Genomic DNA, 22,590 nt, shown 5'->3' with positions numbered 1-22,590 from the left:
TCAGAGCGCCTCCCGCACCGTGTCCTGCCAGCGCACCAGCGGGCGCGTCAGCGCCACCAGGGCGGCGTCGCAGAGCTTGCCGACCGCCGCGAAGGCGATGATGGCGGCCACGATCTGCTCCGGCTTGCCGAGCTGCTGCCCGTCGAGGAGGAGGTAGCCGAGCCCCTCCGAGGCGCCGAGCAGCTCGGCGGCCGCCACGAACATGAAGCCGAGGCCGAGCCCGGTGCGCAGGGCCAGCAGGGTCGCCGGGAGCACGGCCGGCAGCAGGATGCGCCGGGCGAGGTCGGTCCGCGACAGGCGGAAGACGCGGCCCACCTCGACGAGCTTGCGGTCCACCGAGGCGATCGCCCCCGCCACCCCGAGATAGACCGGGAAGAACACCCCGACCGCGATCAGGGTGATCTTCGAGGCCTCGAAGATCCCGAACCACAGGATGAAGAGCGGCACCCAGGCGATCGACGGGATGGCGCGCAGGGCCTGCAGGCTCGGATCGAGCATGCGGCGGATGACCGGCAGGGTTCCGGTGACCGCGCCGAGCAGGATCCCGGCGGCGGCCCCGCAGGCGAAGCCCGCCGCGACCCGGGTCAGGCTCGCGGCGACGTGGATCCAGAGCTCGCCCGTGGCCGCGAGCGCCCACAGGGTGGCCAGGATGCGGCTCGGCGGCGGGACCAGGCGGCCCTGCGCGAGGCCGAGCCGCACGGCGGCCTCCCAGCCGAGGGCGAGGCCGAGGGGCAGGACGAGGCCGAGCAGGGCAGTGCCCCCCCGGCCCCGGGCGGGCTTCGCTGCGGGCTCGGGCCGCGTCGCGGCGAGGGCGGGGGGCGCGGTCGCGTCCATTCTGGATGTCTGAACCGGGGCTGGGGCGAGACGGCGGGCCTCCCCCGCCCGGGCGGGGGCCTTCCGCGCGATCGCGGGGCGGCGCCTTCAGCGCGCGGCGGTGTTGAAGCGCCGGTCGATCAGGGCGTCGACGGCCGCCTCGACGTCGGTGCCGGCCGGGATCACGCCGGCCTCGCGCAGGGCCTTGCCGGCCGCCAGGATCGACTCGGCCTGGGCCGGCCCGATATTCGGCTGGGACACGTCGGTGCGCTCCAGCTGGCGGGCGACCACCGGCTCGGGCAGCTTCGTCGCCGCCACGAGCGCGCGCCGCAGTTCCTCGGGCCGGCTCACCGCGAGGGCGCGCGCCTCCTCGTAGGCCGCCAGCACCTTGCGGGTCAGGTCCGGGTTCGCCTTGGCGAAATCCTCCCGCACGTTCAGCACGCCCCAGGTATTGGCGGCCGGATCGCGGTGGAACAGCACGTCGCCGGTCTCGATCTCGGCCGCCGCCATGATCGGGTCGAGGCCCGCCCAGGCATCGACGTCGCCGCGGTCGAGGGCCGTGCGCCCGTCCGGGTGCTGGAGCAGCACGAGCTTCACGTCCCGCTCGGTCAGCCCGGCCCCCTGCAGGGCGCGGATCAGGAAGATGTGCGGGTCGGTGCCGCGGGTGACCGCGACGCGCCTGCCCTTCAGGTCCTTCACCGCCGCGATGCCGGTATTCGGGCGCGTGACGAGGGCGGTCCATTCCGGTCGGGAATAGACGTAGACGGACTTGATCGGGTTGCCGTTGATCCGCCCGAGCAGGGCCGCCGCCCCCGCCGTCGAGCCGAAATCGAGCGAGCCTGCGTTGAGGAATTCCAGGGCCTTGTTGGAGCCGAGCGACTGCACCCAGCGCACGCTGACGCCGTCGGCCGCCAGCGCCTTCTCGACGAGCCCCTTCTCCTTCAGGAGCAGGCTCACCGGGTTGTAGGTCGCCCAGTCGAGCCGGACCTCCTTGGCGGCCTGGGCCGCGGCCGGGTTCTGTAAAGAGAACAGGCCGGCGAGGCCGAACGCGGCGCCGATCAGCGCGCGGCGATGGATGCGCATGGTCTCACTCCCTGATGCCGACCCGCGCCGGCCGTGCGCCCGGCGGTCCCGGTCGCCCATTCCGGGCATTCGGCCCGAGCCCGCAGCCTCTAGGCGACGTCGTTCTTTTTGTCAAACGATCGGTCCGGCAAGCCGGATGCGGCCGGGTTCCCGCGGCGGGTTCCTGTGGATTGCCCGCGCGCCAACGGATAGACAACCCCCTGGTGGGATCATGCGGGTCCCTCGCCCGCTGGCTCAACCCATCCGAACCGGGGCCCTATGCCCGACACCGCCGCCGCCCTCGCCCAACTGCTGTCCGGCATCGACCAGACGACCAGCGACCCGACCAAGCTTCGCGAGCGGCTCGTGCCCGGGCTGCGGCGGATCATCGAGGAGGGGCGCGCCGAGGCCGAGCAGAACCTGCTGCGCCACCGCGACGGGCTCGCCTGCGCCCGCGAGATCTGCGCCCTGATGGACGCGGTCGTGCAGGCGATCTACCAGGCGGTGGTCAAGCGGCTCTACCGGGCCGACAACCCGACCGCGGGCGAGCACGTCGCCGTGGTGGCGACGGGCGGCTACGGCCGCGGCACGCTGGCGCCGGGCTCCGACATCGACCTCCTGTTCCTGCTCCCCTACAAGCAGACCGCCTGGGGCGAGAGCGTCGTCGAGGCGATGCTCTACGTCCTGTGGGACCTCAAGCTGAAGGTCGGCCACGCGACCCGCTCGGTCGCCGAGTGCCTGCGCGAGGGGCGGGCCGACATGACGATCCGCACCGCCCTGCTGGAGGCGCGGTTCCTGTTCGGGGACCGCGCCCTGTTCGACGAACTCGTCGAGCGCTTCGACCGCGAGGTCGTGCAGGGCACGGCGGCGGAATTCGTCGAGGCCAAGCTCAAGGAGCGCGACACGCGGGTCTCGAAGGGCGGGGCCTCCCGCTACCTCGTCGAGCCGAACGTCAAGGACGGCAAGGGGGGCCTGCGCGACCTCAACACCCTGTTCTGGATCGCCAAGTACACGTTCCGGGTGACGCGGACCCGCGACCTCGTGGAGGCCGGGCTGTTCACCCTCGACGAAGTCAGGCTGTTCGACCGCTGCGAGGAATTCCTGTGGCGGGTGCGCTGCCACATGCATTTCGCGACCGGGCGGGCGGAGGAGCGGCTCTCCTTCGGGCTGCAGCCGCGCATCGCCGAGCGGCTCGGCTACGCGCCCCGCGGCGGGCTGACCGCCGTCGAGCGCTTCATGAAATCCTACTTCCTGATCGCCAAAGACGTGGGCGACCTCACCGCCATCGTCTGCGCCGAGATGGAGGCGCGCCACGCCAAGCGCCCGCCGGCGCTGAACCGCTGGTTCGGGCGCTTCAAGGAGCGCTTCCGCGCCCCCGACCTCGACGCGGACGCTTTCCGCATCGACAACGGCCGGCTGAACCTGCGCGACGACGCCGCCTTCGAGCGCGACCCGGTCAACCTGATCCGCCTGTTCTGGCTCTCCGACCACCACGACGTGCCCATCCACCCGGATGCGAGCCGGCTCGCGACCCGCTCGCTCAGCCTGATCGGCCCGATGGTGCGGGTCGACCGCGAGGCGAACCGCCTCTTCCTCGAGCTCCTGACCTCGGAGAACGCCCCCGAGACCGTGCTGCGGCACATGAACGAGACCGGGGTGCTCGGGCGGTTCGTGCCGGATTTCGGCCGCATCGTCGCGATGATGCAGTTCAACATGTACCACCACTTCACGGTGGATGAGCACCTGATCCGCTCGCTCGGCGTGCTGGCCAAGATCATGAGCGGCGAGGCGAAGGACGAGCATCCGGTGGCGCACCGGATCGTCGGCACGATCCAGAACCGCCGCGCGCTCTTCGTCGCCACCTTCCTGCACGACATTGCCAAGGGCCGGAAGGAGGACCACTCGATCGCGGGCGCCGCGGTGGCGCGCAAGCTCGGGCCGCGCTTCGGCCTCGAACCGGCCGAGACCGACACCGTGGCCTGGCTGATCGAGCACCACCTGCTGATGTCGATCACGGCCCAGAGCCGCGACCTCTCCGACCCGAAGACGATCGAGACCTTCGCGGCCGCGGTGCAGAGCCTGGAGCGGCTGAAGCTGCTGTTCGTGCTGACCATCGCCGACATCAAGGCGGTCGGCCCGGGCGTCTGGACCGCCTGGAAGGCGACGCTGCTGCGCACCCTGTTCTACGAGACCGAGGTCGTGCTCTCCGGCGGGCACTCGGAGATCGCCCGCACGGACCGGGTGCGCCTCCTGCAGATGCGCCTGCGCGAGCAGCTCCCCGACTGGAGCGCCGAGGAATTCGACGCCTACGCGGCGCGGCTCTACGCCCCCTACTGGCTCAAGGTCGACGCCGCGCGCCAGCTCAAGAACGCGCATTTCCTGCGCGCCACGGTGGCGGCGGGCCGCACGGTGGCGACCCACGTCGAGACCGACGCCTCCCGCGGCGTGACCGAGCTCACGGTCTACTCCCCGGACCACCCGCGGCTCCTCGCCATCCTGACCGGCGCCTGCGCGGCGGCGGGCGGCAACATCGTCGACGCGCAGATCTTCACCACGGCCGACGGCTTCGTCCTCGACACGATCGTGCTGTCGCGGGCCTTCGATCAGGACGAGGACGAGATGCGCCGCGCCGGCCGCATCGCCACCGCGATCGAGCGGGCGCTCAAGGGCGAGATCCGCATCGCCGACCTCGTCGCCGACCGCCACCCGCGCAAGGACCGGCCGCGCACCTTCCAGGTCGCGCCCGACCTCTCGATCGACAACGCGCTCTCCTCCCGCGAGACGGTGCTGGAGATCTCCGGCCTCGACCGGCCGGGCCTGCTCTACGACCTCACCACGGCGCTGAGCCGGCTCAACCTCAACATCACCTCGGCCCACGTGGCGACCTTCGGCGAGCGGGCGGTGGACGTCTTCTACGTCACCGACCTCACCGGCACCAAGATCACCCAGCCCGACCGGCAGGCGACGATCCGCCGGGCCGTGATGGGCGTGTTCGAGGGCGACGCCGCGGCCGCCCGCCCGCCCGGCCGGCGCGCCGCCGCGCCCCGCCCGAAGGCCGCCGTGCCCGGCGAACCCGCTGGCGAAGCTTGATTTCGGAGCGGTGAGACCTGATATCACCGCCTTCCCGATCCTCGTTGTGGATTGACGATGACGCCGAACGACACGGAGACTGCCGCGCGCCCGCTGCCCGAGGGAGTGTCGGACCCGGCCCAGGACGCGGCCGGCGCGCCCGAGACTGCCGCCCAAGGTGCGGCCGCGCGGGCCGACGCGCTGGCGGCGCTGGAAGCCGAGAAGCTCGACCTCAAGGACAAGCTCCTCCGCACGCTCGCCGACATGGAGAACCTGCGCCGCCGCACCGAGCGCGAGGTGGCGGATGCCCGCACCTACGCGGTGACGAACTTCGCCCGCGACATGCTCAACGTCGCCGACAACGTGCGGCGCGCCCTCGACAGCGTGCCGGCGGAGGCCCGCGCGGCGGCGGAGGGCCCCTTCAAGGCGCTGCTCGACGGGATCGACCTCACGGGCCGCGACCTCGCCAAGACCCTGGAGCGCCACGGCGTGCGCCCGGTCGACCCGCAGGGCCAGCGCTTCGACCCGAACCTGCACCAGGCGATGTTCGAGGTGCCCAATCCCGACGTGGCGAGCGGCACCGTCGTGCAGGTGGTGCAGACCGGCTACGTGATCGGCGAGCGCGTGCTGCGCCCCGCCCTGGTCGGCGTCGCCAAGGGCGGCCCGAAGGCGGGCGAGGCCGGCAAGCCCGCCGAGGCCTGATCCCGGCCGGCGCGACCCGGGCCTGCGCACAGCGCCGCGTTGCGGCGGCGCGGCGGGTCCGATAACACGCGGTCGATCATCGGCGTGGCCGCTCGGGGCGGAGGGGCCGGCACGGTGGAAGCGAGAGAGCGCCCCGTTGACGTCGTCCTCCGTCCTGCCGGTGCGAGCCCAGGCCGTCCCGTTCCTGTCCCGCCTGTCGCGCATCCTCGGCCGCGGCCGCGCCGAGGCCGCGTCCGGCGACGCGGCCGAGACCTTCGGCGGCCCCGGCATCCTGGCGGTGCACGGGCTGCGCAAGAGCTACGGGGCCCGCACGGTCGTGCACGAGGCCGGGCTCACCGTTCAGACCGGCGAGGCCGTGGGGCTGCTCGGCCCCAACGGCGCCGGCAAGACCACGATCTTCTACATGATCACCGGCCTCGTCACGGCCGACCGGGGCCTCATCACCCTGGACGGGCGCGAGATCACGCGCCTGCCGATGTACCAGCGGGCGCGGCTCGGCATCGGCTACCTGCCGCAGGAGGCCTCGATCTTCCGCGGGCTCAACGTCGAGGACAATATCCGGGCGGTGCTCGAGGTGGTGGAGCCGGACCGCAGGGAGCGGGAGCGCCGCCTCGACGCGCTCCTCGACGAGTTCAACATCGCGCGGCTGCGCAAGTCGCCCGCGATCGCGCTCTCGGGCGGCGAGCGCCGCCGGCTGGAGATCGCCCGGGCCCTCGCCTCCTCCCCCTCCTTCGTGCTCCTCGACGAACCCTTCGCGGGCATCGACCCGATCGCGGTCGGGGACATCCAGGACCTGGTGATGCACCTGAAGGGCCGCGGCATCGGCGTGCTGATCACCGATCACAACGTGCGCGAGACGCTCGGCCTGATCGACCGCGCCTACATCGTGCATTCGGGCCGGATCCTCACCGAAGGCACGCCCGCGGAGATCGTCGCCAACGACGACGTGCGCCGGCTGTATCTGGGCGAGGATTTCCGCCTCTGATCCCACGGGCCCGACGCGGTCCCCTCCCGGGCGGGCCCGCTGGCATCGTTCGGCGGCCGGCGCGCCTCGCCATCCGGGCGGCGGGGCGCGGGACGCGCGGGCGCCCGGCGCTTCCCGGCGTCGGCATCTTTCCCCTGGCGCCGCCCCGGCCGCGGGGGCATCCTTCCCCGAACCGCCCCGCCGGTGGATGATGCCGCCGGCCCGCTTTGACGGGAGCCCCACTTCGGTTTAAACCTCGGTACACGAATCAAAGCAAGAATCGTGCCTAATCCGGCAAGAGCCGGAACGGCACACCGGGGCAGGCAGATGGGATTGTTGCAACGGCTCGAGATGCGTCAGGGCCAAGCCCTGGTGATGACGCCGCAGCTCCTGCAGGCGATCAAGCTCTTGCAGCTCTCGCATCTCGACCTCGCGGCCTACGTGGATGCGGAGCTGGAGCGCAACCCGCTGCTGGAGAGGGCCGAGGCCGAGGAGCCGCGCGGCGAGGCCGCGGAGGCGCCGGTTCCGGAGGCCTATGACGGCGAGGGCGGCGGCGAGGGCGGATTCGAGGCCGGCGAGGCGGCGGAGCCGTGGCTCTCGCAGGACCTCAATCCCAGCCGCGCCGACATCGAGAGCGATCTCGGCACCCATCTCGACAACGTCTTCCCGGATGACGGCCCGACGGTCCGCGAGCAGCCGGTGGGCGACACCCTCTCGCTCACCCCCGCGCCCTGGGGCAGCACGGGCGGCAGCTTCGACGGCGAGGCGCCGGATTTCGAGGCGACCCTCACCACCGAATCCTCGCTCCGCGACCACCTGTCGGCCCAGCTCGACCTCGCCACCCGCGATCCGGTCGAGCGCCTGGTCGGCGGGTTCCTCATCGACGCCGTCGACGAGGCCGGCTACCTGCGCGAGGACCTCGCCGCGGTGGCGGCGCGCCTCGGCGTCGGCCTGCCCCTGGTCGAGCGGGTGCTCGCCCTCGTTCAGACCTTCGACCCGGCCGGGATCGGCGCCCGCGACCTCGCCGAGTGCCTGAGCATCCAGCTGCGCGAGCGCGACCGCCTCGATCCGGCCATGCAGGCCCTGGTCTCGCGCCTCGACCTCGTCGCCAAGCGCGACCTCGCGGCCCTGCGCCGGCTCTGCGGCGTCGACGACGAGGACCTCGCCGACATGCTGGCCGAGCTGCGCCAGCTCGACCCCAAGCCCGGCCGCGCCTTCGGCAGCGGCCCGGTCGAGGTGCTGGTGCCGGACGTGTTCGTGCGCCCGGCGCCGGACGGCTCCTGGCTGGTGGAGCTCAACAGCGAGGCGCTGCCGCGCGTCCTCGTCAACCAGATCTACTATGCCACCGTCTCGCGCGGGGCGAAGAGCGACACCGACAAGGCCTTCCTATCGGATTGCCTCCAGACGGCCAACTGGCTGACCCGCAGCCTGGAGCAGCGCGCCCGCACCATCCTGAAGGTGGCGAGCGAGATCGTGCGCCAGCAGGACGGCTTCTTCCTCAACGGCGTCGCGCATCTGCGCCCGCTCAACCTCAAGACCGTGGCGGACGCGATCGGCATGCACGAATCGACCGTGTCGCGGGTCACCTCGAACAAGTCGATCGGCACCAGCCGCGGCACCTTCGAGATGAAGTACTTCTTCACGGCGGCGATCCCCGGCGCGGCGGGCGCCGCCGCCCACTCCTCCGAGGCCGTGCGCCACCGCATCAAGCAGCTGATCGACGCCGAGGCCGACGACGTGCTGTCGGACGACGCGCTCGTCCAGCGCCTGCGCGGCGAGGGCGTCGACATCGCCCGCCGCACCGTGGCGAAGTACCGGGAATCCCTGCGCATCCCCTCCTCGATCGAGCGCCGCCGCGAGCGCGCCGCCCTGGCCGTGCGCTAAAACTGCCCGGGAGTATGGAACCAATCCGGGCGGGCGGGATTGTAGATGGGCCCCGGCTCCGGCCGGATTCCGACCCTCCGCCGTAGCCGCGACATTCCCCGGTGCGCCCCGTTCAGTCGAGCGTCGTCTGGCCCCTCCGGCTGATCGCGGCCCTGAGCCTGATCGCGCCGGCCCTGGTCTTCGCCTACGCGGCGTGGTCGGAGAGCGTCGCGATCGCGGCGCGGACCGACGAGCGCATCGAGCGCGCCCTCGACATCCTGCAGGAACAGGCGCTGAAGGCGCTGCAGACCGTCGAGCGCACGCTGGCGGAGACGAACGAGGTGCTGCGCGGCCTCGACGACGCGGCGATCCGCGCCGACGAGGCGCGGCTCTCCATGCGCCTGCGGCAGAGCCAGGAGGCCCTTCCGCAGATCCAGGCGATCTGGGCCTTCGACGCGGCCGGCCATCCCCTCGTGTCGAGCACGGTCCAGCCGGTCCCGCGCGACATCGACAATTCGGACCGGGACTATTTCCGGGCGCAGCGCGACGGGCCGGCGGGCACCTTCGTCGGCGAGATCGTGCGGGCCAAGCTCGGGGGGTACCGCTTCTTCGTGATGAGCGCCCGGCGCCCGCCGCGACCGGACGGCGGCTTTTCCGGCATCGTGGCGATCAGCGTGCTGCCCGATCATTTCCGTCAATTCTACACCCGGCTCGCGCGCGGGGTGGCCGATTCCTTCGGCCTCGTGCGCGCGGACGGGGCCTTCCTGGCCCGCTACCCGTACGGGCCCGACTGGCCGGACCGCCTCACCCCCCAGAGCGCCTTCCTGCGGGCGGTGGCCGGGGCACCCGGCGAGGGCCGGCTCACGGCGGTCTCGCAGATCGACGGGGCCGAGCGGCGGATCGGCTACAGGCTGATCCCGGGCTATCCGCTCTACGTCCAGGCGGGGATCGAGACGGCGGCGAACGCGGCCGAACTGCGCGACAGGCTGCTCGGCCACCTCGCCTTCGGGCTCCCGGCCACCCTGGCGCTCTTCGCCCTCGCGGTCTACGCCCTGCGCCGGACCGAGCGCTTCGAGGCGGAAGTCTCGCGCCGGGAGATCGCCGAGGCGGCCCTCAAGCAGGCGCAGCGCCTGGAGGCGGTGGGCCAGCTCACCGGCGGGGTGGCCCACGACTTCAACAACCTGCTGATGGTGGTGAACGGCAACGTGGAGCGCCTCAAGCGCTACCCGGTCGCGGACGAGCGCCAGCGCCGCGCCCTCGACGCGATCGAGGCGGCCGCCAAGCGCGGGGCCAGCCTGACGCGCCAGCTCCTCTCCTTCTCGCGCCGGCAGACCCACGAGCCGGTGGCGGTCGACCTCGCCCAGCGCCTGCCCCTGTGCGAGGACATGCTGCGGTCGAGCCTGCGGGGCGACATCGCCGTGGAGCTGCGGCTCGCCCCCGGGCTCTGGCCGACGAAACTCGATCTCAACGAGCTGGAACTCGCGGTCCTCAACCTCGCGGTGAATGCCCGCGACGCCATGCCGGGGGGCGGGCGCCTCACCATCGCGGCGCGGAACGTGGGCGCGGCGGAATCGGCCGCGCTCGGGCTTCCGGGCGAGTTCGTCGCGCTCAGCCTGTCGGATACCGGCGCCGGCATCCCGCCCGACCTGTTGTCCCGGGTGTTCGAGCCGTTCTTCACCACGAAGGAGGTCGGCAAGGGGACGGGGCTCGGCCTCTCCCAGGTCTACGGCTTCGCCCGCCAGTCGGGCGGCACCGCCACGATCGCGAGCGAGCCGGGGCGCGGCACCACCGTCACGCTCTACCTGCCCCGCACGGCGGAGCGGCCCGAGCCCGCCGAGCCGGCGCGGGGCGCCGCGGCGCCTCCGGGGCCGGGCCAGGGGAGCGGGCGGGCCCTCCTCGTCGAGGACAACCCGGAGGTCGCCGAGGTCTCGCGGGCGCACCTGGAGGAACTCGGCTACGCGGTCACGCACGCGCGGGACGTCGCCTCCGCCCTCGCCCTGCTGCGCGGGATGGAGAAGGTCGACCTCGTCTTCTCGGACATCGTGATGCCGGGCGATCAGAACGGGCTCGACCTCGCGCGCCTCGTGCGCCGCGAGCGCGGGCCGCGGGTCGCGGTGCTGCTCGCCACCGGCTACAGCGAGGTGGCGCGGTCGGCGGCGAGCGAGGGATTCCCGATCCTGCGCAAGCCCTTCGACGCGCCGGCGCTGCGCGAGGCGGTCGAGCGCGCCCGCCAGAAGGCGAGCCTGCGGGTGGTGGCGTAGGAGGTGGGGCGCCGCCCCCGGTCCCGCCGCGCCGTCAGAGCGCGGCGGCCGCCGGCGGCAGGGTGCGGGCGCGGCGCGCCGCCTCGGCCGTGTCGAGCAGGTGGGCGAGTTCCGTCGCGGCCGCGGCGACGCGCTCCGCCACCCGGGCATCCGTGACCGCCCCGTCCTGGATCTCCGCCTCGCCGGCATAGACGGCGGTCGGGGCCACGTGGGCGGTGAAGAAGCCGAACAGGGGCCGCAGCTGGTGCTCCACCATCAGGGCGTGGCGCGGACCGCCGCCCGTCGCGGCGATCGCCACCGGCTTGCCCACCAGCGCGTCGGGGGCCAGGAAGTCGATGACGTGCTTGAACAGCCCCGAATAGGATCCCTTGTAGACCGGCGAGCCGACGATCAGCCCGTCCGCCCCCTCGATCGCCTCGATCAGGCGGGCGGCCGGGAGCGGCAGCGCGTCGCGGCTGGTGACCCCGAGGCCCGGACCGGCATCGACCAGATCCAGCACCTTGAGCTCGATGCGCCGCTGGCGCGCCAGTTCGGCCGCGATGGCCTCGACCAGAACGCGCGTGCGCGAGGGCCGGTGGGCATTGCCGGAGAAGGCGACGATGCGGGGATGTCTCACGGCATGGCTCCGTTCGCGGGCGAGACCCGGCTGCGCATTGTGTCGAGGCAACCCGACCCGGCCCCCTCGGGTTCGGCGGAGCGGCCGTCGCGCCCCGCCGCGACCACCCCGCTCCCCTTCGCCGCGCCCCGCACCGCCGTCAAGCATCGCCCCGGTCCGATGTCGAGATGTTGATGGCCCGGGGTTAAGTCAATCGCAACGCGGGCGCCGGCTCGCCCGATATGGCGAACGGGGCGTTGCGAGGGCGCCCGCGATGCGAAGGGTCACGCTCCGATCAGGTCGGGCAGTTGGAGGAAATCGTCGAAGACGAGGGCGGCGCCCGCGGCCAGGAGAGCGGTGGCCGCGGGGTCGTGGCGCCAATGGCCGCCGCCCGAGAAGCCGAACACGCGCATCCCCGCCGCGCGGGCCGCCGTCACGCCCGGGACGCTGTCCTCGATCACCAGGCAGGCGGCCGGATCGGCCCGCATCCGCTCGGCCGCGAACAGGAACAGGTCCGGATGCGGCTTGCCGCGGGCGACCATGCTGGCGCTGAAGACGTGGCCGTCGAAGAGCGGCAGCAGGCCCGTCAGGGTGAGGGCGTGGGCGAGCCGCGTCGGGTCGCTGCTCGACGCCACGCAGCGGCGACCGGGCAGGCGGGCCAGCACCTCGGCCACCCCGGCGATCGCGGTCAGTTCCGCCTCGAAGGCCCGCAGCGTGTCGGCCCGGACCTCCCGCACGAAGCCCTCGGGCGCCGCCACCCCGTAATCCGCCGCGATATGCGCCATGATCGAGGTCATGCTGGTGCCGGTGAAGCGCCGCCCCACGGTCTCGCGGTCGATCGGCACGCCGATGCGGTTGAGGTTGGCGGTGAGCCGCGCGAGGCTGATCGGCTCGCTGTCGATCAGGACCCCGTCGCAATCGAAGATCACGAGGTCCGGCCGTCCCGTCCCGTCCATGCCCGGTTCCATCCTTCGCGAGGCCCCGCCCTCGCACGGGGCCGGGTGCGGATCAAGGCGGCCCGGGCGGCGAGATCGCGCCCCTAGCGGGCGGAGGCGCGCGCCGGACCGGCGCCCGGCGCTTGCGCGGCGGCGGCCGGCTCTCTACTGCCGTCCGACGCCAGACGAGAGCCGCGCATGATCCGCTTCCTGGCCCGCTTCGTCGGGCTCCTGTTCCTCGCCGCGGGCTTCGTCGGCTGCGTCTACGACGGGGCGCGGTCGATCGCCAACAACACGCTCCTCGTCACCTCCGTGAGCGACGTGGCGCTCGCCCTGCTGAAGGACCGGGCGGCGAGCCTGCAGGCGGCCGCCGAGGGCAGCCAGCCGGCCCTCTGGAAGCTGCTCGGCCTGCCGCTGACCCTCTCCCCGGCCGCGCCGATCGCCCTCGGCATCGGGCTCGCCCTGCTCTGGCTCGGCCAGCCGCCGCGCGCCGGGATCGGGACGGTGGTGCGACCCTGACCGCACCCGCCCCGCCCTGGAGGGCGGGGCCGCGCGTCACCATATCGGGCGCGTCCGCGAACGAGTCGCGTTCGACACGGAGCGAGCCGATGCTGTTCTTCCGCAAGCGCGCCGAGATGCCGGCGCCCGACCAGATCCTGCCGGGCCGCCCGACGCCGCTTCCGACCGCCGAGCGCCATTTCGTCAACGGGCGGGCCCTGAAGGGGCCCTACCCGGAGGGGATCGAGACGGCGCTCTTCGGCCTCGGCTGCTTCTGGGGCGCGGAGCGCAAGTTCTGGCAGCTCGGCGACGGGATCTGGGTGACCGCCGTGGGCTACGCCGCCGGCACGACCCCGAACCCGACCTACGAGGAGGTCTGCACCGGGCTCACCGGCCACAACGAGGTCGTGCTCGTCGCCTACGACCCGGCCGTGCTGCCGTTCGGGCAGCTCCTCAGGACCTTCTGGGAGAGCCACGACCCGACCCAGGGCATGCGCCAGGGCAACGATGTCGGCACCCAGTACCGCTCGGGCCTCTACGTCTCCGACCCGGAGCGCCGGGCCGAGGCGGAGGCCTCCCGCGACGCCTACGCGCAGGCGCTGAGGGCGAAGGGATTCGGGTCGATCACTACCGAGATCCGCGACCCCGGCCCCTTCTACTTCGCCGAGGCCTACCACCAGCAATACCTCGCCAAGAACCCGGCGGGCTATTGCGGGCTCGGCGGCACCGGCGTCGCCTGCCCGGTCGGCACCGGCGTGCGCAGCGCCGCCGAGTAGGGCGGTCCGCCGCCCGGCCGCCGGATCACTTCGCCTTCAGCACCCCGCGGCAGGCCTCCGGCAGGGCCGCCATGGTCATCGGGGGCTTCGGCTTGCCCTTTGGGCCGGGCTTGGGGTTCAGCACCGCGTCGCTGAACCAGTAATCGAGTTCCGCCCCGCAGCCGTCGCCGGAGGGCGGCGGCTCCTGGTCCTTGCAGGCATGGTCGCCCGAGGGGCATTCGAGCCGGATATGGAAGTGGTAGTTGTGGCCGTACATCGGCCGCACCTTGGTGAGCCAGCGCCGCTCCGATCCCGCCTCGCGGCAGAGCGCGAGCTTGATCGCCGGGTTCACGAAGATCCGGGCGACCTCGGGCTGCTCGGCCACCATCCTGATCAGCCGCCCGTGCTCCGGCCGCCAGACCGCCGGGTCGATGTCGCGCCGGTCGGCCCGCACCACGTTCGTCGCCGAGATCTCCTCCCGCTCGGCCCGGCTCAGGGTGCGGTCCGGCATCGGGGTGAGCCAGACATCGGCATCGAGGCCGAGTTGGTGGGAGGCGTGGCCGGTCAGCATCGGCCCGCCCCTGGGCTGCGACATGTCCCCGACGAGGAGGCCCGGCCAGCCCGCCCGGCCGGGCGCCTTGCTGGCGATCCGCTCCAGGAAGGCGACCAGGACGGGGTGCCCCCAGTTCCGGTTGCGCGACAGGCGCATCACCTGCCAGGTCGGGCCGTTGGTGGGCAGCGCCTCGGCACCCGCGACGCAGCCGCGGGCGTAGGAGCCGATCGCCTGCGCCGGCAGGCTCGCGGGCGTGGTGGCGCGCCCGAACAGGGCCTTGGCGGGGGTCTGAGGATCGTCCGGGTTGGCGAGCGGCGGCAGCGGCTTCGGGTCGAGCGTGCCGCGGTCCTGGGCGCCGGCGGGCGGCGCCAGAGCCAGGAGGGGCGCGACGAGGAGCGGGAGGGCGAGGACGAGCGAGCGAATCGGCATGGCCGAACGCTAGACCGGGCCGGACGGCAACGAAACCTCCCGGGAAACCCCCGAGGGCGATGGGGCGGGCCGGAACGCGCGCCGCGCGCGCGGCGTTGCTCGGGCACCCGGACCGGACCTTGGAGGATCCCGATGACCACCGAAGCGCCGACCGTCGGCGACCGCTCCGACATGGGCAGCACCAGCACCAACGAGACCAGCGCGCTGATCGCCAGCGACCGGGTCGAGGGCACGGCGGTGCGCCGCCCGAACGGCGACAGCCTCGGCCGCATCGAGCGCCTGATGATCGAGAAGAGGAGCGGCCGCGTCGCCTACGCGGTGATGAGCTTCGGCGGCTTCCTGGGCCTCGGCGAGGGCTACTACACCGTGCCCTGGGGGGCCCTGCGCTTCAACCCGGAGCTCGACGCCTACGAGATCGAGGTCTCCGAGGACCAGCTGCGCAACGCGCCCCAGCGCACCGCCGAGGGGCAGGACCCGTCCTTCGACCGGACCTGGGAGGAGCACGTCCACCGCTACTACAACGCGCATCCCTACTGGACGTCCTGATTCTCGGCCCAGCGGCAGAGGCTGCTGTCCTTGACCTTGAGGCAGCGATAGGGGGCGCCGCCGATCGTGACCCGGTCGGCCACCCCCTCGACGCGGTCGGCGGGCGTCATGGCGCAGCCGAGATGATCCGCCCTCGGGTCGGCGAACCGGGCCGCGGCGGCGGCGTGATCGCCGTTCGCCTCGCGCAGGAGCATGCGCAGGTTGGCGAGCGCCGCGCAGGTGAGGATCGGCGGTGCGGGTTTGTGCACCGCCGGCCGGCCGCGCTCCGCCGCGAGGGACGCCGCCGCGAGGGCGGGCGCGAGGAGGAGGCCGCCCAGGACGGCGCCGCGCGGCCGGCGGGCGGGCCGGGCTCGCGGTGCGGGCCGCGCCGGGCAAAGCCTCACAATCCCCCCATGGCGCGGATCACCGCCCATTCCTCCTCCGTCACCGGCTGCACCGACAGGCGGGAATTGTTGACGAGGACCATGTCCTTCAAGCGCGGCTCGGCCTTGATCGCATCGAGGGTGACCGGCCGGGGCAGGCGCGCCACCGCCCTGACGTCCACCATTCCGAACTTGCCGCTCTCGTCGGTGTGGTCCGGGTAGTAGGGACGGATCACCTCGACGAGGCCGACCACCGCCTTGCCCTCGTTGGAATGGTAGAAGAAGCCCTGCTCGCCGGTCCGCATGGCCTGCAGGTGCTTCTTGGCGAGGTGGTTGCGCACGCCGTTCCAGAACGTGCCCGCCTCCCCGGCCGCCTCCTGCTGGTCCCACGACCACGTGGACGGCTCGGACTTGAAGAGCCAATGCGGCATCGCGGCGGATCTCCTTGCGTTCGGGGTGCGGGCGCGCCCGACGCGACGTCCCTCGCCGGAACGCGGCGCGCAGGCAAGCCCGCCTTCCGGCGCGGATGCGGGCGCGACCGGCGCCCGCGGCCCTATCGCTCGTCCGCCAGCGGGTGGAGGTCGCGCACCATGCTCTTCAGGCGCTCGTCGAGGATGTGGGTGTAGATCTGCGTCGTGGAGATGTCGGCATGGCCGAGCAGCTCCTGCACGACGCGCAGGTCGGCGCCGTTCTGGAGCAGGTGGCTCGCGAAGGCGTGGCGCAGGACGTGGGGGCTGATCCGGTCGGCCCGGATCCCGGCCGCCCCCGCCACCGCCTTGAGGTCGCGGGCGAAGGCCTGCCGGGTGAGGTGGCCGCTCTCGCTGTCGGCGGGGAACAGCCAGGGCCCCGGAACGGCGAGGTGCGCGAGATGGGCGGCCATCGCGGCGCGGGCGATGTCGGTGAGCGGCACCAGCCGCTCGCGCCCGCCCTTGCCGCGCACCACCAGGAAGCGCTCCTTGGTCAGGGCCGCCGCCCGCGGCAGCGAGACCAGCTCGGACACGCGCAGGCCCGTGGCGTAGAGGAGTTCGAGCAGGCAGAGCAGGCGCTGCGCCCGGGCCGCCTCGCCGGGATTCGGCGCCCGCGCGACCGCCTCCTTGGCGACGGCGAGCAGAGTGTCGACCTCCGCCACCGACAGCACCTTCGGCAGCGCCCTGCCCCGTTTCGGCCCCGAGACCGGGGCGGTCGGGTCGCTCGGCGCGTGGCCCTCCGCGTAGAGGAAGCGGTGGAAGCCGCGGATGCAGGAGAGGCGCCGCGCCGCCGAGGAGGGTTTCAGGCCGCGCGCGGCGAGGTCCGCCACGTAGGCGCGCACGCCCGCCGGCGCCACCGAGGCGGGATCGAGCCCCTCCGCCGCCAAGTGGGCGAGGTAGTCGTCGAGGTCGCGCCGGTAGGCGGCCAGGGTGTTCGCCGAGGCGCCGCGCTCGGCCGCCAGCATGTCGAGATAGGGCTGCATCAGCCCCGCGCGCCGCTCCGCCGCCCGGCTCATCGGTTCGCGGGCTGGAGCTTCGAACTCGGGATCGTCACGGTGATCTCCCGGGGCGTCGGCTCGACGAAGGTGGCGAGCGCGAACAAGGCCGCGAACACGAGCCCGGCCAGGATCGCCGCGATGGCCAGGAAGCGGAAGAGGGTCGGCACGTCGGGCGGGCCTCGCTGGGGTTCGGATGTCGGCGCGGCGTGACGCGTCTTTGCGGTTGCAGTGCGGCACGGTTCGACCATGCACCGGGGCCGGTGGCAAGGGGACCCTCCTGTGGGCCGCGGTGGAAACGCGGCGCCTGTTGCGCCCCTGCCCGAACCGGCAATGTCCCGCGTTTCCCGCCGCCCGCAAAACACGCTAAGAACGCCGCATGATTGAGCCATCCTCCCCGGACGAGACGATCGAGGCCCGCGTGCGCCGCGGGCTCGGGCAGCGCTCGATCGTCCTCGTCGGATTGATGGGAGCCGGCAAGAGCACGGTCGGCCGGCGGCTGGCCGGGCGGCTCGGCATGATCTTCATGGACGCCGACCACGAGATCGAGGCGGCGGCGGGCCTCACCATCGCGGACATCTTCGCGATCTACGGCGAGACGAGCTTCCGCGACGGCGAGGAGCGGGTGATCGCGCGCCTGCTGCGCGACGGGCCGATGGTGCTGGCGACCGGTGGCGGCGCCTTCATGCGCCCCGAGACGCGCCGCCGCATCGCGGAGGCCGGCGTCTCGGTCTGGCTGAAGGCGGAACTCGACGTGCTGATGCGGCGGGTGCGCAAGCGGCCGGGCCGGCCTCTCCTGCAGAACGAGGATCCCGAAGGAACCATGCGCCGCCTCATGGACCTCCGCCACCCCGTCTACGGCAGCGCCGACGTGGTGGTGCTGTCCCGGGACGTCTCGCACGACCGGGTGGTGCAGGACGTGCTCGAAGCCCTCGACACCCATTTCCAGGGCGATCCCTCGCTCCGGAGCGTCGCCGCCCAATGAGCGCCCCCCGCACGGTCCGCGTGCCCCTCGACGGCGGGCGCGCCTACGACATCCTGGTCGGCCGCGGCCTCCTGGCCGCGGTCGGGCGCCACTGCGCCGACCTGGGCGCCCGGGCCGTGGCGGTGGTGAGCGACGCCACCGTGGCCGGCCTCTACGGGGAGGCGGTGCTGGCCTCCCTGCGGGAGGCGGGCCTGCGCGCCGTGCTGATCACGGTGCCGCCGGGCGAGGGCTCGAAGAGCTTTCCCTGCTTCACGCAGGTGTGCGACGCGCTCCTCACCCACCGGATCGAGCGGGGCGACCTCGTCCTGGCGCTCGGCGGCGGGGTGGTGGGCGACCTCGCGGGCTTCGCGGCGGCGGTCCTGCGGCGGGGCGTGCGCTTCGTGCAGGCACCGACGACGCTGCTCGCCCAGGTCGATTCCTCGGTCGGCGGCAAGACCGGGATCAACTCGCCCCACGGCAAGAACCTGATCGGCGCCTTCCACCAGCCGAGCCTGGTCCTCGCCGACACCGCCGCCCTCGACACGCTCTCGCCCCGCGAGATGCGGGCGGGCTACGCCGAGGTTGCCAAGTACGGGCTGATCGACGACCCGGGCTTTTTCGGCTGGTGCGAGGCGCATTTCGCCGAGATCTTCGCCGGCGGGCCGGCCCGGGACGAGGCGGTGGCCTCCTGCTGCCGGGCCAAGGCCGGCGTCGTGGTGCGCGACGAGCGCGAGGACGGGGAGCGGGCGCTCCTGAATCTCGGCCACACCTTCGGGCACGCCCTCGAGCGCCTGACCCGCTACGACTCGGCCCGGCTCGTCCACGGCGAGGCGGTGGCGATCGGCCTCGCGCTGGCCTTCCGGTTCTCGGCCCGGCTCGGCCTCTGCCCGGGCCAGGATGCGGGGCGGGTGGCCAACCACCTCGCCCTCGCGGGCCTGCCGACCACCCTGCGGCAGGTGCCGGGCGGCTGCGGCACGGCCGAGGAGCTGCTCGACGCCATGCGTCAGGACAAGAAGGTGCGCGACGGCGCCCTGACCTTCATCCTGGCCCGGGGGATCGGCCAGAGCTTCATCGCGCCCGGCATCGACCCGGAGCGTGTGCGGGACTTCCTGGCGGAGGAGATGAGGGGCTGATCCGGGATCCGGTTGATCAACCGGATCCCGGATCACATGTGCAGGGCGCGCTTCTCCACGGCGAGGGCCGCCTCCTTCACCGCCTCGGTGAGGGTCGGGTGCGCGTGGCAGGTGCGGGCGATGTCCTCCGAGGAGGCGCCGAACTCCATCGCCACGGCCACCTCCATGATCAGGTTGCCCGCCTCCGGCCCGACGATGTGCACGCCGAGGACCCGGTCGGTCTTGGCGTCGGCCAGCACCTTCACGAACCCGTCCGTGGTGTGGTTGACCTTGGCGCGGCCGTTGGCCGTGAAGGGGAACTTGCCGGTCTTGTAGGCGATCCCGTCCGTCTTGAGCTCCTCCTCGGACTTGCCGACCGAGGCGACCTCCGGCGTGGTGTAGACCACGTTCGGGATCACGCCGTAATTCACGTGGCCCGCCTTGCCGGCGAGGATCTCCGCCACCGCGACGCCCTCGTCCTCCGCCTTGTGGGCCAGCATCGGCCCGGCGATCACGTCGCCGATCGCGTAGATGCCGGTGACGTTCGTGGCGTAGTGGTTGTCGGTGAGGATGCGGCCCTTGTTGTCGACCTGCACGCCGACCGTGTCGAGGCCGAGGCCGGCCGTGTAGGGCACGCGGCCGATCGCCACCAGGACCACGTCGGCCTCCAGGGCCTCGGCCGCGCCGCCGGCCGCCGGCTCCACCGTGACCTTGGCGCCCGCGTTGGTGCGCTCGACCCCGGTCACCTTCGAGGAGAGGCGGAACGTCACGCCCTGCTTCTCCAGGATGCGCTGGAACTGCTTGCCGACCTCCCCGTCCATGCCGGGCAGGATGCGGTCGAGATACTCGACCACCGTCACCTGCGAGCCGAGGCGGCGCCAGACCGAGCCGAGTTCGAGGCCGATCACGCCCGCCCCGATGATCAGGAGCCTCTCCGGCACCGCCTTGAGGTCGAGGGCGCCCGTCGAGGAGACCACCACCTCCTCGTCGATGGTCACGCCCGGCAGGTTCGCCACGTCCGAGCCGGTGGCGATGACGATGTTCCGGGTCTCCAGCAGGTGGTTGCCGCCGTCCTCGGAGCGCACCTCGACCCGGCCCGCCCCGGCGAGGCGCCCGACGCCCTGGAAGCTCTCGACCCCGTTCTTCTTGAGCAGGTAGGCGACGCCCTTGGTGTTGCCGTCCACGCCCTCCTGCTTGAAGGCCATCATCCGGGCGAGGTCGAGCTGCGGCTGGCCGACCGTGATGCCGAGCACCGGCAGGTGCTTCGTCGTCTCCTCGAAGGCCTCGGAGGCGTGGAGCAGCGCCTTGGACGGGATGCAGCCGACGTTCAGGCAGGTGCCGCCGTGGGCCGCCCGCTTCTCCACCACGGCGGTCTTGAGGCCGAGCTGCGCCGCGCGGAGGGCGCAGACGTAGCCGCCGGGGCCGGTGCCGATGACGACGAGATCGTAGGACATGGTCGAGAACCCGCAAGTGGGCCGGCGGCGCCGTGGGGGCGCCGGGCCGGCATCGGAGGAAGGAGGGGAGGATTCAGCGGCCGCCCGAGACCGTGACGATGGTGCCGGTCGTGTAGGAGGCCTCGTCGGAGAGCAGCCAGAGGATCGGCGCGGCGATCTCCTCCGCCGTGCCGACGCGCCGCATCGGCACCGAGGGGGCGAGGCGATGGGCCCGGTCCGGCTGCCCGCCGCTGGCGTGGATCTCGGTGTCGATCAGCCCCGGCGCCACCGCGTTGACGCGGATCCCCTCCTCGGCGACCTCGACCGCGAGGCCGGTCGTGAAGGTGTCGATGGCGCCCTTCGAGGCCGCGTAATCGACGTACTGGTGGGGGGCGCCGAGGCGCGCCGCCACCGAGGACAGGTTGACGATGGCGCCGCCCCGCCCGCCGCGCTTGGTCGACATCCGCCGCACGGCCTGGGCGGCGCAGAGGAAGGAGCCGACGACGTTCGTCGCCATCATCCGGGTCAGGCGGGCGGCCGTCATGTCCTCGACGCGGGCCGGGTGGTCGACGACGCCCGCGTTGTTGACGAGCCCGCCGAGGGGCCCGAGCCGGTCCGCCGCCTCGAACAGGGCGGCCACCTCCGCCTCGACCGCGACGTCGCTGCGCACCGCGAGCGCCCGGCCGCCGGACGCCTCGATCTCGCGCACGACCGCGTCCGCCGCCTCCGCGTTCGCCACGTAGGAGAGGCAGACGGCCCAGCCGCGCCGCGCGGCGAGCAGGGACACCGCCCGCCCGATCCCGCGGCTGCCTCCGGTGACGACCAACACCTTGTCCATCATGCCCGGTCCTTCCGCCTCCCCGCCTCCGGCCGCGGCCGGGCGCGGGATCCCCTCCCGGCCGGGGAGGGGTTCGCCGTCGCGCCGCTGGTTCCGATCAGAGGTCGAGCACGAGCCGCGCCGGATCCTCCAGTGCCTCCTTGACCCGCACCAGGAAGGTCACGGCCTCCTTCCCGTCGACGATCCGGTGATCGTAGGACAGGGCGAGGTACATCATCGGCCGCGCCTCGATCTTGCCGCCGCGCACCACCGGCCGCTCCTCGATGCGGTGCATGCCGAGGATGCCCGATTGCGGCGCGTTCAGGATCGGCGTCGACATCAGCGAGCCGTAGATGCCGCCATTGGTGATCGTGAAGGTGCCGCCCTGCATCTCGTCGATCGAGAGCTTGCCGTCGCGCGCCTTGCGGCCGAAATTCGCGATCGTCTTCTCGATGCCGGCGATCGACAGGTTGTCGGCGTCGCGCACCACCGGCACGACCAGGCCCTTGTCGGTCCCGACCGCGATGCCGATGTGGTAGTAGTTCTTGTAGACGATATCCTGACCGTCGATCTCGGCGTTCACGGCCGGCACGTCCTTCAGGGCCTGGATCACCGCCTTGGTGAAGAAGCCCATGAAGCCGAGCTTGGTGCCGTGCTTCTTCTCGAAGACGTCCTTGTACTGCTGGCGCAGGGCCATGACGGCGCTCATGTCGACGTCGTTGAACGTCGTCAGCATGGCGGCGATGTTCTGCGCGTCCTTGAGCCGGCGGGCGATGGTCTGGCGCAGCTTGGTCATCCGCACGCGCTCCTCGCGCGCGGCGTCGTCGGGCGCCGAGGGGGCGCGGGCGACCTGCGGCAGGGGCGCCGGGGCCGGGGCCGCGGCGCCGGAGGCCGCCGCCAGCATGTCGCCCTTGGTCACGCGGCCGTCCTTGCCGCTGCCCTGCAGGGAGGCGGGGTCGACGCCGGTCTCCTGGGCGAGGCGGGCCACCGCCGGGCCGTGGTCCTGGGCGGCGCGGGCGCCGGGGGGGGCGGCGTCGCCGTGGCTGCCGTAGGAGGCCGAGGAGGTCTGGGCCGGGGCCGCGGCGGGCGCCGGGGCCGCCTTCGGGGCGGGGGCGGCCTCGGCCGCGCCGTTGCCGGCGCCCTCGACGATCGAGCCGAGGAGCGCGCCGGGCTCGACGGTCTCGCCGTCCTTGGCGACGATGTCGCCGAGCTTGCCGGCGGCCGGGGCGTTGACCTCGAGCGTCACCTTGTCGGTCTCGAGCTCGACCAGCGGCTCGTCGGCCTTCACGGTGTCGCCCGGCTTCTTGAACCAGCGGCCGATCGTGGCCTCGTTCACGGACTCGCCCAGGGTCGGGACGCGGATTTCGGTGGCCATGGCATCGCGCCCCGGACGGG

At 73.1% G+C, this 22,590-nt stretch carries 22 protein-coding genes; 10 read left to right on the top strand and 12 right to left on the bottom strand.

The genetic code is table 11. The features are described from left to right. Both M446_RS10380 and M446_RS10375 read right to left on the bottom strand, forming a co-directional pair. Positions 1-834 (bottom strand): ABC transporter permease, encoded by an 834-nt coding sequence (locus M446_RS10380; RefSeq protein WP_012332057.1) that lies wholly within the window; start codon positions 832-834, stop codon positions 1-3. Positions 835-921: 87 nt separating this feature from the next. Beyond that, positions 922-1,896: an aliphatic sulfonate ABC transporter substrate-binding protein gene (locus M446_RS10375; protein ID WP_012332056.1), complete on the bottom strand. Its 975-nt coding sequence runs from the start codon at positions 1,894-1,896 to the stop codon at positions 922-924. Between the two features lie 258 nt (positions 1,897-2,154). On the opposite strand from M446_RS10375, the gene M446_RS10370 reads away from it, so the two are divergent. From M446_RS10370 to M446_RS10350, 5 genes are all read left to right on the top strand, one after another. Beyond that, positions 2,155-4,965 carry a [protein-PII] uridylyltransferase gene (locus tag M446_RS10370; protein ID WP_012332055.1) on the top strand — a complete coding sequence of 937 codons (2,811 nt, stop codon included), beginning with the start codon at positions 2,155-2,157 and terminating at the stop codon, positions 4,963-4,965. Between the two features lie 57 nt (positions 4,966-5,022). After that, positions 5,023-5,646, top strand: coding sequence for a nucleotide exchange factor GrpE (gene grpE, locus M446_RS10365; RefSeq protein ID WP_012332054.1), 624 nt, complete (start codon positions 5,023-5,025; stop codon positions 5,644-5,646). Positions 5,647-5,782: 136 nt separating this feature from the next. Next, positions 5,783-6,631 carry an LPS export ABC transporter ATP-binding protein gene (gene lptB, locus M446_RS10360; RefSeq protein ID WP_012332053.1) on the top strand — a complete coding sequence of 283 codons (849 nt, stop codon included), beginning with the start codon at positions 5,783-5,785 and terminating at the stop codon, positions 6,629-6,631. Positions 6,632-6,937: 306 nt separating this feature from the next. Further along, positions 6,938-8,494 carry an RNA polymerase factor sigma-54 gene (gene rpoN, locus M446_RS10355; protein ID WP_012332052.1) on the top strand — a complete coding sequence of 519 codons (1,557 nt, stop codon included), beginning with the start codon at positions 6,938-6,940 and terminating at the stop codon, positions 8,492-8,494. A 101-nt stretch (positions 8,495-8,595) separates the two neighbouring features. Further along, positions 8,596-10,734: an ATP-binding protein gene (locus M446_RS10350; RefSeq protein ID WP_012332051.1), complete on the top strand. Its 2,139-nt coding sequence runs from the start codon at positions 8,596-8,598 to the stop codon at positions 10,732-10,734. A gap of 34 nt (positions 10,735-10,768) precedes the next feature. On the opposite strand, the gene msuE is transcribed toward M446_RS10350, so the two are convergent. Both msuE and M446_RS10340 read right to left on the bottom strand, forming a co-directional pair. Then, positions 10,769-11,350: an FMN reductase gene (msuE, locus tag M446_RS10345; RefSeq protein ID WP_012332050.1), complete on the bottom strand. Its 582-nt coding sequence runs from the start codon at positions 11,348-11,350 to the stop codon at positions 10,769-10,771. Between the two features lie 263 nt (positions 11,351-11,613). Further along, positions 11,614-12,285, bottom strand: coding sequence for an HAD family hydrolase (locus M446_RS10340; RefSeq protein ID WP_012332049.1), 672 nt, complete (start codon positions 12,283-12,285; stop codon positions 11,614-11,616). Between the two features lie 177 nt (positions 12,286-12,462). Here M446_RS10340 and M446_RS10335 point away from each other — a divergent pair, with 177 nt between their 5' ends. Continuing rightward, positions 12,463-12,783 (top strand): hypothetical protein, encoded by a 321-nt coding sequence (locus tag M446_RS10335; protein ID WP_012332048.1) that lies wholly within the window; start codon positions 12,463-12,465, stop codon positions 12,781-12,783. A gap of 89 nt (positions 12,784-12,872) precedes the next feature. Beyond that, a complete protein-coding gene (msrA, locus tag M446_RS10330) occupies positions 12,873-13,538 on the top strand; it encodes a peptide-methionine (S)-S-oxide reductase MsrA (RefSeq protein ID WP_012332047.1) in 666 nt (221 codons plus the stop codon). Positions 13,539-13,563: 25 nt separating this feature from the next. Here the strand turns inward: msrA and mepA are convergent, their stop codons facing one another. After that, a complete protein-coding gene (mepA, locus tag M446_RS10325; RefSeq protein WP_012332046.1) occupies positions 13,564-14,499 on the bottom strand; it encodes a penicillin-insensitive murein endopeptidase in 936 nt (311 codons plus the stop codon). A gap of 171 nt (positions 14,500-14,670) precedes the next feature. Between mepA and M446_RS10320 the strand changes: the two genes are divergently transcribed. Continuing rightward, positions 14,671-15,045, top strand: a complete 375-nt coding sequence (locus tag M446_RS10320; protein WP_043702233.1) for a PRC-barrel domain-containing protein — start codon at positions 14,671-14,673, stop codon at positions 15,043-15,045. Here the strand turns inward: M446_RS10320 and M446_RS10315 are convergent. From M446_RS10315 to M446_RS10300, 4 genes are all read right to left on the bottom strand, one after another. Continuing rightward, positions 15,030-15,428 carry a hypothetical protein gene (locus tag M446_RS10315; RefSeq protein ID WP_012332044.1) on the bottom strand — a complete coding sequence of 133 codons (399 nt, stop codon included), beginning with the start codon at positions 15,426-15,428 and terminating at the stop codon, positions 15,030-15,032. The two genes, M446_RS10320 and M446_RS10315, sit on opposite strands and share 16 nt — an antisense overlap. Beyond that, positions 15,425-15,838: an EVE domain-containing protein gene (locus tag M446_RS10310; protein WP_012332043.1), complete on the bottom strand. Its 414-nt coding sequence runs from the start codon at positions 15,836-15,838 to the stop codon at positions 15,425-15,427. Before M446_RS10310 ends, M446_RS10315 begins: the two co-directional genes overlap by 4 nt. 122 nt (positions 15,839-15,960) lie before the next feature. Continuing rightward, positions 15,961-16,890 (bottom strand): site-specific tyrosine recombinase XerD, encoded by a 930-nt coding sequence (locus tag M446_RS10305; protein ID WP_012332042.1) that lies wholly within the window; start codon positions 16,888-16,890, stop codon positions 15,961-15,963. After that, the gene (locus tag M446_RS10300; protein WP_043701076.1) at positions 16,887-17,039 is read right to left on the bottom strand and encodes a hypothetical protein; all 153 of its coding nucleotides are present in this window, start codon (positions 17,037-17,039) and stop codon (positions 16,887-16,889) included. The genes M446_RS10305 and M446_RS10300 overlap by 4 nt, the downstream gene beginning before the upstream one ends. A 209-nt stretch (positions 17,040-17,248) precedes the next feature. On the opposite strand from M446_RS10300, the gene M446_RS10295 reads away from it, so the two are divergent. Both M446_RS10295 and aroB read left to right on the top strand, forming a co-directional pair. Further along, the gene (locus M446_RS10295; protein ID WP_012332041.1) at positions 17,249-17,854 is read left to right on the top strand and encodes a shikimate kinase; all 606 of its coding nucleotides are present in this window, start codon (positions 17,249-17,251) and stop codon (positions 17,852-17,854) included. Further along, a complete protein-coding gene (aroB, locus tag M446_RS10290) occupies positions 17,851-18,966 on the top strand; it encodes a 3-dehydroquinate synthase (protein ID WP_012332040.1) in 1,116 nt (371 codons plus the stop codon). The genes M446_RS10295 and aroB overlap by 4 nt, the downstream gene beginning before the upstream one ends. A 32-nt stretch (positions 18,967-18,998) precedes the next feature. Here the strand turns inward: aroB and lpdA are convergent, their stop codons facing one another. The 3 genes from lpdA to odhB form a co-directional block, all read right to left on the bottom strand. Continuing rightward, positions 18,999-20,399, bottom strand: a complete 1,401-nt coding sequence (lpdA, locus tag M446_RS10285; RefSeq protein WP_012332039.1) for a dihydrolipoyl dehydrogenase — start codon at positions 20,397-20,399, stop codon at positions 18,999-19,001. A 73-nt stretch (positions 20,400-20,472) separates the two neighbouring features. Next, entirely contained in the window at positions 20,473-21,219 is a 747-nt protein-coding gene (locus M446_RS10280; protein ID WP_012332038.1) for an SDR family oxidoreductase, read from the bottom strand. Between the two features lie 94 nt (positions 21,220-21,313). Then, positions 21,314-22,570, bottom strand: a complete 1,257-nt coding sequence (odhB, locus tag M446_RS10275; protein WP_012332037.1) for a 2-oxoglutarate dehydrogenase complex dihydrolipoyllysine-residue succinyltransferase — start codon at positions 22,568-22,570, stop codon at positions 21,314-21,316. Positions 22,571-22,590 lie beyond the last annotated feature (20 nt).

The sequence above is a fragment of the Methylobacterium sp. 4-46 genome (assembly GCF_000019365.1).
Classification (GTDB): Bacteria; Pseudomonadota; Alphaproteobacteria; order Rhizobiales; family Beijerinckiaceae; genus Methylobacterium.
This window is presented reverse-complemented; position numbering and strand designations above follow the sequence as displayed.